Annotated in this window: 15 protein-coding genes; 12 read left to right on the top strand and 3 right to left on the bottom strand. The window is 60.0% G+C overall.

The window, feature by feature from the left end:
- Positions 1 to 73: 73 nt before the first annotated feature.
- Positions 74 to 1,051: an SDR family oxidoreductase gene (locus AB4N48_RS17580; protein ID WP_460094074.1), complete on the top strand. Its 978-nt coding sequence runs from the start codon at positions 74 to 76 to the stop codon at positions 1,049 to 1,051.
- Between the two features lie 113 nt (positions 1,052 to 1,164).
- On the opposite strand, the gene AB4N48_RS17575 is transcribed toward AB4N48_RS17580, so the two are convergent.
- Positions 1,165 to 1,356, bottom strand: a complete 192-nt coding sequence (locus AB4N48_RS17575) for a YegP family protein (RefSeq protein ID WP_016771242.1) — start codon at positions 1,354 to 1,356, stop codon at positions 1,165 to 1,167.
- 275 nt (positions 1,357 to 1,631) lie between these two features.
- Here AB4N48_RS17575 and AB4N48_RS17570 point away from each other — a divergent pair, with 275 nt between their 5' ends.
- The 6 genes from AB4N48_RS17570 to AB4N48_RS17545 all read left to right on the top strand — a co-directional run bounded on the left by AB4N48_RS17570 (position 1,632) and on the right by AB4N48_RS17545 (position 7,338).
- Entirely contained in the window at positions 1,632 to 2,597 is a 966-nt protein-coding gene (locus AB4N48_RS17570; protein WP_256809426.1) for a glycosyltransferase family 2 protein, read from the top strand.
- Positions 2,598 to 2,600: 3 nt separating this feature from the next.
- Entirely contained in the window at positions 2,601 to 3,311 is a 711-nt protein-coding gene (locus AB4N48_RS17565) for a class I SAM-dependent methyltransferase (protein WP_095180646.1), read from the top strand.
- Positions 3,308 to 3,694, top strand: coding sequence for a GtrA family protein (locus AB4N48_RS17560; RefSeq protein ID WP_252877648.1), 387 nt, complete (start codon positions 3,308 to 3,310; stop codon positions 3,692 to 3,694). The genes AB4N48_RS17565 and AB4N48_RS17560 overlap by 4 nt, the downstream gene beginning before the upstream one ends.
- Positions 3,691 to 5,796: a DUF6311 domain-containing protein gene (locus AB4N48_RS17555; RefSeq protein WP_460094073.1), complete on the top strand. Its 2,106-nt coding sequence runs from the start codon at positions 3,691 to 3,693 to the stop codon at positions 5,794 to 5,796. Before AB4N48_RS17560 ends, AB4N48_RS17555 begins: the two co-directional genes overlap by 4 nt.
- Before the next feature lie 89 nt (positions 5,797 to 5,885).
- Positions 5,886 to 6,806 carry a LysR substrate-binding domain-containing protein gene (locus tag AB4N48_RS17550; protein ID WP_460094072.1) on the top strand — a complete coding sequence of 307 codons (921 nt, stop codon included), beginning with the start codon at positions 5,886 to 5,888 and terminating at the stop codon, positions 6,804 to 6,806.
- A gap of 166 nt (positions 6,807 to 6,972) precedes the next feature.
- Positions 6,973 to 7,338: a 5-carboxymethyl-2-hydroxymuconate Delta-isomerase gene (locus AB4N48_RS17545; RefSeq protein WP_041478855.1), complete on the top strand. Its 366-nt coding sequence runs from the start codon at positions 6,973 to 6,975 to the stop codon at positions 7,336 to 7,338.
- Between the two features lie 3 nt (positions 7,339 to 7,341).
- On the opposite strand, the gene AB4N48_RS17540 is transcribed toward AB4N48_RS17545, so the two are convergent.
- Both AB4N48_RS17540 and AB4N48_RS17535 read right to left on the bottom strand, forming a co-directional pair.
- A complete protein-coding gene (locus AB4N48_RS17540; protein WP_150742405.1) occupies positions 7,342 to 8,277 on the bottom strand; it encodes a LysR family transcriptional regulator in 936 nt (311 codons plus the stop codon).
- Between the two features lie 176 nt (positions 8,278 to 8,453).
- Positions 8,454 to 9,626, bottom strand: coding sequence for a cyanate transporter (locus AB4N48_RS17535; protein WP_460094071.1), 1,173 nt, complete (start codon positions 9,624 to 9,626; stop codon positions 8,454 to 8,456).
- A 403-nt stretch (positions 9,627 to 10,029) separates the two neighbouring features.
- Between AB4N48_RS17535 and AB4N48_RS17530 the strand changes: the two genes are divergently transcribed.
- The 5 genes from AB4N48_RS17530 (at position 10,030) to AB4N48_RS17510 (ending at position 15,008) form a co-directional block, all read left to right on the top strand.
- Positions 10,030 to 11,679 (top strand): phosphoethanolamine transferase, encoded by a 1,650-nt coding sequence (locus AB4N48_RS17530; protein ID WP_460094070.1) that lies wholly within the window; start codon positions 10,030 to 10,032, stop codon positions 11,677 to 11,679.
- A gap of 163 nt (positions 11,680 to 11,842) precedes the next feature.
- A complete protein-coding gene (gene rnd / locus AB4N48_RS17525) occupies positions 11,843 to 12,976 on the top strand; it encodes a ribonuclease D (RefSeq protein ID WP_056783576.1) in 1,134 nt (377 codons plus the stop codon).
- The gene (locus tag AB4N48_RS17520; protein ID WP_041478850.1) at positions 12,973 to 13,266 is read left to right on the top strand and encodes a YcgL domain-containing protein; all 294 of its coding nucleotides are present in this window, start codon (positions 12,973 to 12,975) and stop codon (positions 13,264 to 13,266) included. Before rnd ends, AB4N48_RS17520 begins: the two co-directional genes overlap by 4 nt.
- A gap of 105 nt (positions 13,267 to 13,371) precedes the next feature.
- Positions 13,372 to 14,304 (top strand): D-2-hydroxyacid dehydrogenase, encoded by a 933-nt coding sequence (locus AB4N48_RS17515; protein ID WP_041478849.1) that lies wholly within the window; start codon positions 13,372 to 13,374, stop codon positions 14,302 to 14,304.
- A 254-nt stretch (positions 14,305 to 14,558) separates the two neighbouring features.
- Positions 14,559 to 15,008 (top strand): YcgN family cysteine cluster protein, encoded by a 450-nt coding sequence (locus tag AB4N48_RS17510; RefSeq protein ID WP_016771232.1) that lies wholly within the window; start codon positions 14,559 to 14,561, stop codon positions 15,006 to 15,008.
- Positions 15,009 to 15,011 lie beyond the last annotated feature (3 nt).

Raw genomic sequence — 15,011 nt, 5'->3', positions numbered from 1 at the left:
GAGATATTGGCAGTGAGCGATGACTTGATGATCAATAACGGGCCGATCGACTGAGCGTCGACGAGGACGGTTCATGCAGGAGCAATCTTTGGTGGTGATTAGCGGCGCCAGTGCTGGCGTAGGGCGAGCGGTGGCCCATCGGTTTGCCGCTGGCGGCTACCGCATCGGACTGTTGGCGCGTGATCCGGCGGGCCTGGCCGTCACGCAAGAGGAACTGCAAGCGTATGGCGTTCAGGTTGAAACCGTTAGCGTCGATGTCGCCGATGCGCTCGCCGTGCAAGAGGCCGCGCAGCAACTGGAAGCCACGCTCGGGCCGCTGGCGGTGTGGGTCAATGCAGCGATGGTCACGGTGCTCTCGCCGATAGAACAATTGTCCGCCGCCGAGATCGAGCGCGTCACTCAGGTGACCTATCTCGGCACGGTTCATGGCACGTTGGCAGCGCTGTCGTTGATGCGCCCACGCAACAAGGGACTGATCATTCAGGTCGGCTCGGCGCTGGCCTATCGGGCCATTCCGTTGCAGGCCGCTTACTGCGGGGCAAAATTTGCCGTGCGCGGTTTTACCGATTCGTTGCGCTGTGAGTTGCTGCATGAGCGCAGCCATATTCGCGTGTGCATGGTGCAATTGCCCGCGATCAATACCCCGCAGTTCGACTGGGCGCGCAACAAATTGCCCAAGCGTCCCCAACCGGTGCCACCGATTCACGACCCCGACGTAGCGGCACGGGCGATTTTCAGTGTGGTAAAGCATCCTCCGCGAGAGTTGTGGCTAGGGTGGTCGACGATCAAAGCGATTATTGGGCAGTCGGTCATGCCCGGTCTGCTCGACCGTTTGATGGCGCGAAGTGCATGGTCCGGTCAGCAGACCAATGAGCCTGAAGACAACGAGCACCCGGACAACCTGTTCGAAGTGCAGCCGGATCGGCATCAGATTCGCGGCCGCTTCGTCGGCCGCTCCAGGGACGCGGCGCTGGCGTTGACGTCTACTCAAGTGATGGCGATATCGGCAGTGATTGCCATATTGGTCGGCGTAGTTCTGTTACAGCTCTGATGCTTTCCCGGTTCGCTCCACTGTCGACGCATCTCTGCGCCCGCTGCTAGAGGCGCCGGGGTGCATGGAAGCAACAAATGCAGCACATGCACCTTTGATGACTGTGGTTTCGTTCAGATCTCTTTGATCGGCGTCTCGCCCTGTACGGCTTTGATCAGGTTGATCACGTGCAGGCAATCAGCCTTGTTCACATACGATTCGCCACTGGCCACCGTCTCGTGGTTGCGCGCACGCAGGCGCCAGCGCCATTGGCCTTTGCCAGTGCTGGGGGTGCCTCGGGTTTGTCGGTAGATTTCGAAATACATACGGTTCGCTCCCTGCGATCGATAGGCGCGCCCACCTGTGTGGCGCATCGACGCAAGCCTAGCGCAGCGGGTTTTTTTGGCTATCGCGGATTTGTTTCCAATCGTTCGCGGATGTTTCTGAAAGACGCTGGCCAGAGCGCCGCGACTGCCCGGCGAATTGGCCGATATGACGCCGTGTCCTGCTTGCACGTGCGTGCCGGCTGCTGCTTAATACGGCACGGCTCATGGCCTCGAAAGACTTTCGATGACCGACAAACTATAAAAAGAGCACTCCTTTGACTGAGCACGGAACGCAACAGGCCGGGCAGGTGACGTTGTCGCTGGTGATCCCCGTTTTCAACGAGGCCGACAGCCTCGACAGCTTTCTTTCGCGCATCGACGACGTCTTTCAGACGCAGGCACTGATCGATCTTGAACTGGTCTTCATCAACGATGGCAGCACCGACACCACCCTTGAGCGCTTGCTTGAGCGGCAGCGGCAAGACTCGCGTCTGCGCATCGTCGATCTAAGCCGCAACTTCGGCAAGGAAGCGGCGTTGTCGGCCGGTCTGCAAATGGCCACCGGGCAGATCGTGGTTCCGATCGACGCCGATCTGCAGGACCCGCCGGAAGTCATTTTGCAGATGATCGAGCGCTGGCGCGAAGGTTACGAAGTGGTGCTGGGGCATCGTGTCAGCCGCCGCAGCGACACGTGGGCCAAATCGACCTCGGCCCACTGGTTCTATCGCCTGCACAACCGCATCGCCGAACAGCCGTTGCCGGAGAACGTTGGCGACTTCCGCCTGATGGACCGCTGCGTGGTCGATGCCTTGCTGACCCTGCCCGAGTCGCGCCGCTTCATGAAAGGTCTGTTCGCCTGGGTCGGTTTCCGCACCACTCATGTCGACTACGAGCGCCCCGAGCGCGTGGCCGGGCAAAGCAAATTCAATGGCTGGCGGCTGTGGAACTTCGCCCTCGAAGGCATCACCAGTTTCAGCACCGAGCCGCTGCGGGTCTGGACTTACCTGGGGGCAACGGTTTCGCTGGTGTCGTTTGCGTTCGCCATGTTCATTGTCCTGCGCACACTGATCCACGGTGTCGACTTGCCCGGTTATGCCTCGCTGATGGTCGCAGTCACGTTCCTTGGCGGTCTGCAATTGATCGGCATTGGCGTACTCGGCGAATACCTTGGCCGCACCTATATCGAATCCAAACGCCGGCCGGTTTTTCTGGTGCGTCGCGTTTACGACCCCATGGACTGACAGATGGATCTCAAGGAAACCGACATCCTCGGCGACAGCATCGATGAGCATTGGTATTACTGCTGCAAAGCGGCGGCGACCCGGCGATTGCTGGGTAACATGCCGATCCGACGAATACTCGATGTCGGTGCCGGCTCGGGGTTTTTCTCGCATCATCTGCTGACCCACACCGACGCGCATGAGGCGTGGTGCGTCGACATCAGTTACCCCGCCGATTCAAGCGCCACCACCGCGGGCAAACCGGTGCATTACCGCCGCGGCATCGACAGCATCGATGCCGATCTGGTGTTACTGATGGACGTGCTCGAGCATGTCGACGACGACCTCGGCCTGCTCAAAAACTATGTCGATAAAGTGCCTTCGGGCAGTCGTTTTCTGATGACGGTGCCGGCGTTTCAGTTTCTCTGGAGCGGTCATGATGATTTTCTTGAGCACAAGCGCCGCTACACCCTCGCGCAATTCGAAACCCTGGCGGGCGATGCCGGTTTGACCGTGCAGCGCGGCGCCTACTATTTCGGTGCGGTGTTTCCTATCGCCGCAGCGTTGCGCCTGATACCTCAAGGTTCGCAAACCGCACGGCCGCAGTCGCAACTCAAGCGTCATCACCCGTGGGTCAACAGCGTGCTCAAGACTCTTTGCCGAATGGAGTTGCCGTTGATGGGCAGCAACCGGCTGGCCGGTTTGAGCGTCTTCGTGCTGGCGCAGAAACCGTGATCGACAGTGATCGTTCAGCGTTGGTTCGCCGTGGTCTGCGCTTTGCCCTGACCGGGCTGTTCGTCACTGCGCTGCATGCGCTGGTGGCCGTGATGTTCATCCGCTTCATCGCGCCCGAACCGCCGCTGGCCAATGGTTTCGCCTTTGCCGTGGCGACCGTTGTGTCTTATGTGATCAATACCACCTGGAGCTTTTCAGCTCGCCTGCACGGGCGCACGTTACTGCGCTTTGTGTCGGTCTCGGCGGGCGGTTTTCTATTGGCGATGCTGGTTGCCTGGGCGGCGCAAGTGGCGGGGTTGCATTATCTGCTCGGGATCGGTGCCGTGGCCATGACGGTGCCGGCGTTCACATTCGTTTTGCATAATTTCTGGACGTATCGATGAAGCTTTGCTCAACCTCTCGGGCGGCTGCGCTGTTGCCTGTGCTGCTAGGCATTCTGGCCTTTTTTATCGTGGTCGGCCCACGGGCGTTGAATCCGATGAACATTGTCTGGCTGGGCGACGGCGACCCGGCCACCCATTACCAGGGTTGGGTGTTTTTCCGGCACTCGCCATGGAGCTTTCCGCTGGGGCTCAATCCGTCTTATGGACTTGAATTGAGCAATGGCTTGATCTTTTCCGATTCCAATCCGCTGTTTGCCTTTCTGTTCAAGCCGTTTTCGGCGCTGTTGCCGGAGCCGTTTCAGTATTTCGGACTGTGGTTGCTGACCTGCTTCATTCTGCAGAGCTGGTTTGCCTGGAAACTGCTCGGCCTGGTGACCCGCGACGCGGTTCTGCGGTTGCTCGGCACCGGGCTGTTTTTATTCGTTCCGGCCATGCTGATCCGCATGAGCGTGCACCTGTCCCTGGGCGGGCATTTCATGTTGCTGGCCGCGCTGTACCTGGCGCTGCGGCCCTTCACGCCCAAGCGCTCTCTGGCCTGGGGAACGTTGCTGGCGGCGGCCGCGCTGATTCACGCCTATTTGCTGGCGATGATTGCGCTGATCTGGCTCGCCGATCTCGCAGCACACACCCTGCGGCGACATCTGGCGCCGCGCAAAGCTGTGGCCGAACTGATCGGTCTGTTTTTGCTGGTGAGTCTGTGTTGCTGGCAGGCGGGCTACTTCAGCGTCGGCGATGACGGTCTGGCACTGATGGGCTACGGTCTGTTCCGCGCCAATGTGCTGAGCTTTTTCGACCCGGGAACCTGGTCGTTTGCCCTGCGCGACATGCCCGGTGTGTTGGGCGATGGTGACGGTTTTGCTTTCCTTGGTTTGGGTGTGGTGTTCCTGTTCATCTGCGCCTTCGCGGCGTGGCTGCAACGCGGCACGGATGTTCACCTCAAGCCACGTCGCTACCCGTTGCTGTTGCTCGCGCTCGCCGGCCTGGCGCTGTTTGCGTTTTCCAACAACATCGGGGTCGGCCCATTCGAGTTGCACATCCCGCTGCCGGATGCGGTGGTTGCGGTGGCGACAATTTTTCGCGGTTCGGGGCGGATGATCTGGCCTGTCATGTACATGGCGATTTTCGCCATTCTGTACGTGGTGATTCGCGGCCATACTTCGCGCACGGCACGGATTCTGCTGAGCATTGCCCTGTTGCTGCAAGTGGCGGATACGCGTTCCGGTTGGGGAGAGTCGCGCAACCTATTCATGGCCACGCCGGCGCCACAATGGCCGACGCCACTGGTTGATCCGTTCTGGGATCAGGCAGCCCGCCATTATCAGGCGGTGCGCTGGCTGCGCCCGGAGAATTATCCGGAGCAGTGGCGAACGCTGGCCGAGTATGCGGGACGCCATCATCTGCCGACCAATGCGGTCTACCTCGGCCGCATGAGTACCAAGGCCACCGAGGCGGCCCAGGCTGTGGCCGACCAGATCGTCAGCTCTGGTCAATACGCCGCCGATACGTTGTATGTACTCGATAGCCGCACTGTGCTGCCGGCCGCGCTGACTCTCAATCGCGAGACTGACGTACTCGCCAGAATCGACGGTTTGAACGTGCTGGCGCCCGGCTGGAAGCGTTGCGCCGATTGCCCGCCCATCGTGGCCGCGGATCCCCTTACGCTGATTTCGCCAATGAAGTCGAACGAGCGCGTGACCTTCAACGTTACCAGCCTGGCGACGTTTTTCCTCGGCAGCGGATGGTCGAAAAGCGAACCGTGGGGTACGTGGTCCGAGGGCAGTGAATCGCAAATCATTCTGCGGCCCGAGGCCCCGGTGAGATCATTTGTGCTGGAAGCCAACGCTTTGATTGCGTCGGCGCATACCGAACAGGGGCTGGAGATTAGCGTCAACGATGTGCCGGTGCTCTCCACCCGCTTGCTCAAGGCCGAAGCGAACGTTGTCGCCGTTGACCTGCCAGCTGAAGTCCAGCAGCGCATTGAGCGTGAAGGCGTGCTGGTGATTCGTTTCCAGCACGCCGATGCCGTCAGCCCGAGAGCGCTGGGCATGGGACTCGATCCGCGCAAACTGGCCATTGGCATTCTGGCGTTGACGCTTCATTGACCCTTCAGTGACTGTTCGGCGCAGCGGCCCATAGACGCGGTTCTTGGGCCTTTCTACACTGCCGCTATTCCGGGGAGCAGGGGCAAAGGATGAACCGCACTGAACTACGCAAGGCCGACATCAACCTGATGGTGGTGTTCGAGACCCTGATGCTCGAACGCAACGTGACCCGCGCGGCGGAGAAGCTGTTCCTCGGCCAGCCGACCATCAGTTCGGCACTCAACCGTTTGCGCACGATGCTCAATGATCCGCTGTTCATCCGCGTCGGCCATCGCATGGAACCGACGGCCCGCGCCGAAGACATTTACCGCCATCTCAAACCGGCACTGGATTCACTCTCGGCGGCGCTGAGCCTGACCCGCGATTTCGATCCCGCGACGAGCACCATGACCTTTCGCATCGGCCTGTCCGACGACGTCGAATTCGGCCTGCTGCCGCCGCTGTTGCGCGCGTTGCGCCAAGAGGCGCCGAGCGTGGTGTTCGTGGTGCAACATGTCGATTACTGGCGCATTCCCGACCTGCTCGCTGCCGGCGATATCACCGTCGGCATCAGCCAGACCCGTGGCCTGCCGGCCAACGCCAAACGCAAACTGCTGCGGCATATCCAGCCAAGCATCCTGCGCGCCGATGCCTCTGATACGCCGCTGACCCTCGACGAATATTGCGCTCGCCCGCATGTGCTGGTGTCACACACGGCCAATGTCAGTGGCTACGCCGATGAGTGGCTGGCGGAACTGGGGCGCACGCGGCAGGTGGTGTTGTCGGTGCCGCAATACAGCGCACTGCCGGCTTTGCTGGCCGGCACCGACCTGATCGCCAGCCTGCCGGATTACACCGCAGCGGCGATGGCGGCGTCCGGGGCGCTGTTCCAGGAACCGTTCCCGTTCAAGACGCCGACACTGGACCTGTCGATGGTCTGGCTCAGCCACGTCGACAGCGACCCTGCCGAACGCTGGCTGCGCTCGCGGCTGGAAGCATTCATGAGTGAACGGCCGCTTATTTCGTCCTGACAAGCACCACACAACCCTGTGGGAGCGAGCCTGCTCGCGAAGCCGTTCGGCAGGCGCAGATGTGCAACCTGAAAGGACGCTTTCGCGAGCAGGCTCGCTCCCACAAATGACGCTGTGTGATTGTGGTATATGTACGCCCCCCGCATCCGCCGACTGGAGATCCGCAATGCCACACCTGCACATGGAATACACCGCCAACCTGACGCAGTTGAACGCTGACATCGCCCTGATCCGGCTCAACAACACGCTGGTCGGTTCCGGTCAGTTCGGCGCGGAGTTCGATATCAAGAGCCGCGCGATCAAGATCGACAACTTCAAGGTCGGCACGGCGCAGGGCGAGCGTGCCTTCGTCCATGTGAAACTGGCCTTGCTCAGCGGGCGCTCGGCGGAGATCAAGAAGCAGCTCTCGCAAAGTCTGCTGGCAGTGTTGCAGGAACTGTGCGAATGGCCGGCCGGGCTCGAAGTGCAACTGTGCGTGGAACTGCTCGACATCGATCGCGAGTCCTACAGCAAAGCCGCCATCGGCATCTGACGTTCAGGCGTTTTCCAGCTCGCTGCACACCTGAATCACCTGCTCGCGCAGCCAGACGTTGGCGCTGTCCTGATCGGCGTTCTGGCTCCACTGCATGTCGAGGGTGAAACCCGGCAGGCCGTTGGGCGCTTCGCAGTGGTTGAACACCGCGTCGTTGGTCAGCAGACGCTGGATACGCCGGGGCAGGGTGAGGATGAAATCGGTGCCGGTGATCATCTTCAACGCGGCGCTGTAGCTGTTCGATCGGGCCACTATCTGGCGCTTTTGCGCTTGCCGCGCCAGCCAGCCGTCGACCATGTTGGTGCTTGAAGTCCACGGCGTTGGAAACACATGCCGACGTTCGGTGAATGCTTGCAGGCTCAGGCGCGGTTCCAGTGGCGTGGCGCGTTTGTCGAAGACGCAGACCAGGTCATCTTCCAGCAACATCCGTGATTTCAGATCCGCATGCTGGCGGTGAAAGTGCGGGCCGAAACTGATCACCAGATCGAGGCTGCCGTCGCGCAACTCTTCGGCCGGAACGTCGGTTTCGAATTTGTGCATGTTGACCATCACCGGTAAGTCATCGAAGTCGAAGCGCTTCAACAGACGCGGCAGAATCAATTGCTCGAAGTATTCCGGGGCGCAGATGTTGAAAGTCACCGCCTGCCGGCTCGGGTCGAAGGCCGGGGCGCCGGCATGACAGAGGTTGATGCTTTCGAGAATCTTCTGCACATGGCCGTACATGCTGCAGGCCTTATAGGTCGGACGCATGCCAGTGCGGGTGTTAACGAATAACTCGTCTTCGAAACTGGTGCGCAGTTTCTTCAGGCAATAACTGACGGTGGACTGGCTGACGAACAGGGTTTCCGAGACATCGGTGACACTGCTCTGCTCGTACACGGCGACGAATACCATCAAGTCCTGCATATCGAGCTTGCGAAGCAAATTACTGTTCAGCATGAGTTCCGTCTCGCTGTGCCCCTTGCGCAGAATTCGCGCAAACGTGTGCGTACGATCCTAACGGAACGATGGTGCCAGGAGAAACCCTCGTAGGACATTTCACGGACACATGTGGGACAGAAACTTTTAGCAACACGACGTTGCCAATCTCGTGCGCAAAAGATGGCCAGAGGCCTCTAGGCCGGGCAGGGCAAGTGACGTGTGTAGTCGCGAGGGTTGAAGCGCACGACCATCAGCAGCATGAGCACCACTACTGCAGTCAGCGCCCACCACGCGCCTTCGAAACTGCCCAGCCGATCACGAATGATCCCTGCCAACAGCGGCGACAGTCCTGCGATCAGATAACCGATCCCCTGTACAAACGCGGTCAGGCCACCGGCGCGCTGCGGCTCGTCGCAGTGATCCAGAGCGACGATCAGGCTCATCGGAAACAGACCGCCAATCCCCAGCCCCAACAGACAGGGCCATAACAGGGCCAGAGATGGCGGGGCGAGAATCAGCCCGCAGAAACCGCCGATGATCAGCAACAGCAGAACCGCCAATATCCCACGCCGGTCACGGCTGCGATTGGCGATCGCCGGCACTACCAGCCCGGAAATGACCTCCATCGCTGTAAGAAAACCCAACATCAACCCGGCGGTTTGTTCACTCCAGCCTTTTTCTACGTAGTACGGGGCCAGCCAGGCGAGGACGCAGGTGTAGGACGCCGTACCGAGGCCAAAGAAAATCGCCAGCAACCAGGCGCGACGGCGCGTGATGAAAGGCTCCCGCTGGGTCACCCTTGATAGGGCTTGCGCTGGCTGCAAGCACCAGACCAGCAATGCGACCAATGCCAACGCCGCCCAGATGGCCAGCCCCACGCGCCAACTGCCGGTCTGCACCATCACCAGCGGCGCGAACGATGCGGCAATCGCGGCGCCGCCCATGATCGAAGTCACGTAGATGCCCATGCACAACGCCACGTTGTCAGCAAAGCGCGTCTTGATCAGCGCCGGCATCAATGCCTGAATCAGGGCTATGCCAATACCGGCCAGTATCGCGCTGACGATCAGCTCGACTGCAGAATCGATAAACAGCCGTGACACGCTCGCCAGCCCGATGACAAGCAGCGACAGCAGCACCGTGCGTTGTTCGCCCAGACGCTGGTTGATGCGCAGGCCGAAGAACATCGCCAGCCCCATGGCCATGACCGGCAGCATCGTCAGCAAAGAGGCAAGCGTGAAGCTCAACGGGATATCGCTACGGATCGCCGACAGCAGCGGCCCGATGGCTGCCATTGAGGGGCGCAGATTAAGTGCGACAAGAATGATCGCGAGTATCAGCCAAGCGGCGGGGCGGGAGTGATTCATCAGCGGGCCTTTGAGTGCAGAGGCTGATGATTAGGCGCGACGTCGCCGGCGTCGGCAAATCAGAAAACCCCGGGCCAGACCTAAAAACTCGATAACACCCCTGTCCCGATGTGGGAGCGAGCCTGCTCGCGAATGCGTTCCTCCAGACAAACAATTATTTGCTGACACTGCGCTTTCGCGAGCAGGCTCGCTCCCACAGAGGACATTGCGAATTGCCTGAAACTGAATAAAACCTGAACCATTCTCAAATACTCGCAAACTTTCACGTTCGTACTCCGAGGCAACTAATCATTAGCATCTTTTTCACGAAAAATTGATCCATGGCTGCCTAAAGTTTGGCATGCCTCGGTGAATGAATTTTTCACAATCGACGAGGCTCTTCTTTCAGGAACAGTCACTCATCATGCTGAAGTTAAAAGCCGTGCGCCCGGAATGGGTGACGTTGTTTGCCAGCGCCTTTTTGTTGCTCGGTTTCAATCTGGTGCTTTGGCAACACCTGTTCGAGATCACCGCCGCCGATGGCAAGGGCATCGCCATGCGCGTGGCGTTCGGCGTGATGATCCTTGCCGCGTTCAATATCGTGCTGACGATATTCGCGTTCCGGCCACTGCTTAAACCACTTTTGACTCTTTTGTTTTTAGTCAGCGCCGGCGTGGCTTATTTCATGAGCCAATATGGCGTCATGATTGATGCGGGCATGTTGCGCAACTTTGCCGAGACCAACGCGGCGGAAGTGCGTGATCTGCTTTCGTTGAAGTTGTTCGCTTATATTCTCTTGCTGGGTGTTTTGCCGTGTTTGTTGTTGTGGAAAGTACCGGTCAATTATCGGCGCTGGCATCGCGAGTTGTTCAGCAAAGTTATTGTCAGTGTTGCCTCGGCGGCGGTGATCGGCGTTGTGGCATTGGCCAACTATCAAGGTTTGTCGTCGCTGTTTCGCAATCACCACGAAATTCGCCTGATGCTGGTGCCGAGCAATTACATCGGCGCATCCATTGGTTATCTGCAAGAGCAAGTTGTCTCGGCGCAGCAGCCGTTCATCAAGATCGGCGAAGATGCCCAGCGCAACCCCGACTTGCAGCTACAGCCACGCAAATCCCTCACCGTGCTGGTGGTAGGGGAAAGTGCGCGGGCGCAGAACTTCGGCATTCTCGGTTACGACCGAGACACCACCCCGCAACTGGACAAAGAGGCTGGCCTGATCGCTTTCACTGATGTGCATTCCTGCGGCACGGAAACGGCTGTCTCGGTACCGTGCATGTTCTCCAACATGGGCCGCAAGGATTACAACGCCAGCAAGGCCAGGAATGAGGAGGGCTTGCTCGACGTACTCAAGCGCGCCGGCATTGATGTGATCTGGCGCGATAACCAGTCCGGCTGCAAAGGCACTTGCGACCGCGTCACGGTGCAGGATGTCAGCAAGTTGCAAGACCCGGCGTTGTGCGCCAACAGCGAATGTCGCGATGAAATCCTCCTGCAAGGGCTGCAAAGTTTTATCGATCACTTGGATAAGGACACCGTCCTGGTTCTGCACCAGATGGGCAGTCACGGCCCGGACTACTTCAAGCGGTATCCCAAGGAGTACGAACACTTCACTCCGGTCTGTGAAAGTAACGCGCTGAACAATTGCAGCCGCGAAAGTATCGTAAACGGTTACGACAACACCTTGGTCTACACCGACCATGTGCTGGCGAGCCTGATCGATGTGCTGCGCAGCAATCAGGACAAAGTCGACACCGCCATGCTCTATCTGTCGGACCACGGCGAATCGCTGGGCGAGTACAACCTGTTTCTGCACGGCACGCCTTATATGCTGGCGCCCGAGCAACAGAAGCATGTAGCGATGCTGGCGTGGTTCTCTGACAGCTATCAGAAGGCCTATTCGGTCGACACCCATTGCCTGCAACTGAGCCGGGACAAGCCGCTGAGCCAGGACAATCTGTTCCACTCGATGCTCGGCCTGCTGGAAGTGCGCAGCAGCGTCTATCAACCTGCCTTGGACATGTTTGCCGGCTGTCGTGGCGCGGTGATCGACGGCGTGTTGGCAAAGCAGTGAAGCGTTTCCTGCCCGTCGCGCCAATGCGACGGGCCTTTCTGTTTCTGCTGTCAGACTATTCTTGCTGACAGGCAAGACATTTCCTTACAGCTCTTGCCCTTCAAAGGCGCGTAAATCGTCGGTGGCGATATATACTGCGCGCCATTCTTCAAGGGAGAGCCGTGTGGCTATCGATATTCACTGGATTCGCGACAACGAAAGCCTCGCGCAGTTTTGCGCCGAGTGGCAGCAGCTGCCGTTCGTTGCCCTCGACACCGAATTCATGCGGGTCGACACCTTCTATCCGATTGCCGGCCTGTTGCAGATCGGCGACGGCAAACGCGCCTACCTGATCGACCCGCTGACCATCAACGCCTGGCAACCGCTGGCCGAGTTGCTGGAAAACCCGGCGGTGCTGAAAGTCCTGCACGCCTGCAGCGAAGACCTCGAAGTACTGTTGCGCCTGACCGGCAGCCTGCCGGCGCCTCTGTTCGACACGCAACTGGCCGCCGCTTACCTGAACCTCGGCTTTTCGATGGGCTACTCGCGTCTGGTGCAGGAGGTGCTCGGCATCGACCTGCCAAAGGGCGAAACCCGTTCCGACTGGTTGCAGCGCCCGCTGTCCGAAACCCAGATCAGCTATGCCGCCGAAGATGCCGTGCATCTGGCCGAGGTGTTCGTCGAGTTGCGGCCCAAGCTGTCCGACGACAAGTTCGCCTGGGTGCTGGAGGATGGCGCCGAACTGGTCGCCAACCTGCGCCGCGAAACTGATCCTTACGAGGTGTATCGCGAGGCGAAACTGGCGTGGAAGTTGTCCCGTGCACAACTCGCCGTGCTGCGTGAGCTGTGCGCCTGGCGCGAAAAAGAAGCCCGCGCCCGCGACCTGCCGCGCAACCGCATCGTCCGTGAACACTCGCTGTGGCCCTTGGCCCGCACGCAGCCGGATAACCTCGCGGCGCTGGGCAAGATTGAAGACATGCACCCGCGTACCGTACGTCAGGACGGTCAGTTTCTGCTTGATCTGATCAAGCGCTCTGGCAGTGTGGGGCCAGATCAATGGCCGCCGGCAGTGCCGGAGCCGTTGCCGATCGAAGCCGCTGCGTTGATCAAACAACTGCGCGCGCTGGGTCAGGCCGAGGCCGAACGCTTGGGTATTGCCCCGGAACTGATGCTGCGCAAGAAAACCCTCGAAGCCCTGGTCAAAAGCGGCTTCCCCGAGGGGCCTTACCAATTGCCCGATTCGCTGCGTGGCTGGCGCCGCGAATTGCTCGGCCAGAAGCTGCTCGACAGCTTGGCCACCGCCGGAGAACAGCCTTGAAACGTATTTGCTCCATCTACCAAAGCTCCAAGCGCAGCGGCATGTATCTCTACGTGCTCAAGAGCGATGCGCTCGAGCGCGTGCCGGAAGCGCTGATGACGGCTTTTGGCAAAGCGAAGCATTCCTTCGATCTGGTGCTGTCGCCCGAGCGCAAGCTGGCCAGCGAAGACATCACCGTGGTTCTGGAAAACCTCGACAAGCAGGGCTATCACCTGCAAATGCCACCGGCCGAGGACGAGTACATCGAGCACTTGCCCGAAGAGTTGCTGCGACGCAACGACCCGGTCTGACCCGCGAGGCCCTGTTCTGGGCCTCGGTTAACCCTGGAACTGTTTTTACCGCGATGGCCGGCCCGACCCCGGCGGCTGTCTGCACGGTTTGCGAAAGGTTTGAAGATGCGCGTTCTGATTGCCGAACACGACTACGCGATATACGCCCGCCTGCTGCGTCAGGCGCTGCCCGAGCTTGAAATCCTGACCAGCGGCGACTCCGCCGAACTGGCGCGTCAGGCCGCCGATTGCCCGGTGTGGCTGGGCCAGCCGGATCTGCTGGCGACCTTGCTGCGCCAGGGCCATCAACCGCAATGGCTGCAATCGACCTGGGCCGGCATCACGCCGCTGCTCGCCGACGGCCTGCGCCGCGACTATCGTCTGACCCGCGCTGTGGGGATTTTCGGTCAGGTCATGGCTGAATACGTGCTGACCTACATCCTCGGCCACGAACGCGAAGTGCTGGCGCGGCTGGTCAGCCAGGTCGAGCGCAAGTGGGACAACCGCAGCGGCCAGAGTCTGGTAGGGCGCAAGGTGCTGATCGTCGGCACCGGTGACATCGGCCAGAGCGTTGCGCAGTTTCTGCGGCCGTTCGGCGTCGAGCTGTACGGTATCGCCAGCAGTGCCCGCGAACAGGCGCCATTTGTCGAGGTCGGCGCGCTGGCCGATCTTCCGCGTCTGGTGGGCGAAGTGGATTACGTGGTCAATCTGCTGCCGAACACCGAACACACCCACGATATCTACGACGCGGCGCTGTTCAAGCAATTCAAGCCGACCGGATTGTTCATCAACGCCGGGCGTGGTGTCGCAGTGGTCGATGCCGATCTGGTAGAAGCCTTGAAGGAAGGGCATCTGGCCGGCGCGGTGATCGACGTTTGCCGTCAGGAGCCATTGCCGCAACGCCATCCATTCTGGACCGCATGGGGCTTGCTCCTGACCGGGCACAGCTCGGCACCGACCTCGCCGGCGCTGATGGTGGATTTGTTTGTGCAGAACCTGAAAGCGTATGAGGCAGGTGAAGCTTTGCGCGGCGAGGTGGATTTCACCCGCGGTTACTGACTCTCCACCGATTTCACTGTGGGAGCGAGCCTGCTCGCGAAGAGGGCGTGTCAGTCGACAACAGCGTGTCTGACACAGCGCTTTCGCGAGCAGGCTCGCTCCCACTTTGGTTTCAAAGTGTAGCCACCAGTTTGCTCAGCGGGCGGCGCTGGTGCGGACAAGCGGATTTACCGGCAGTCGCCAGCGCTTGGCCCCCGCGCCCGCTGGCACTAGACTGGCGGCCTTTTCACCACCTTGATGTTGATGCTTGAGCCATGGCCGCCATAGTCGAACCGTTCTGGAAACGCAAAACCCTCGATCAACTCGATCACGAGGAATGGGAATCGCTGTGCGACGGCTGCGGTCTGTGCTGCCTGCAAAAGCTCGAGGACGAAGAAGACAACAGCGTCTATTACACGCGCATCGCCTGCAAACTGCTGGATCTGAAAACCTGCCAGTGCAGCGATTATCCGAACCGGATCAAGTTTGTCCCTGACTGCATTCAGCTCACGCCGGGTCAGGCGGAGGAATTCAAGTGGCTGCCGCCGACCTGTGGTTATCGTCTGGTCAGCGAGGGCAAGGATCTGCCGTTATGGCATCACCTGGTGTGTGGCGACCGCGACGCGGTGCACCATGAGCGGATTTCCCAGTCCGGGCGCATGCTCGCCGAAGGCAGCGTGCCGGAGGATGACTGGGAAGATCATCTGATTTTTCGCGCGGGTTGATGA

The organism is Pseudomonas sp. S2_C11 (genome assembly GCF_054668395.1).
This window is presented reverse-complemented; position numbering and strand designations above follow the sequence as displayed.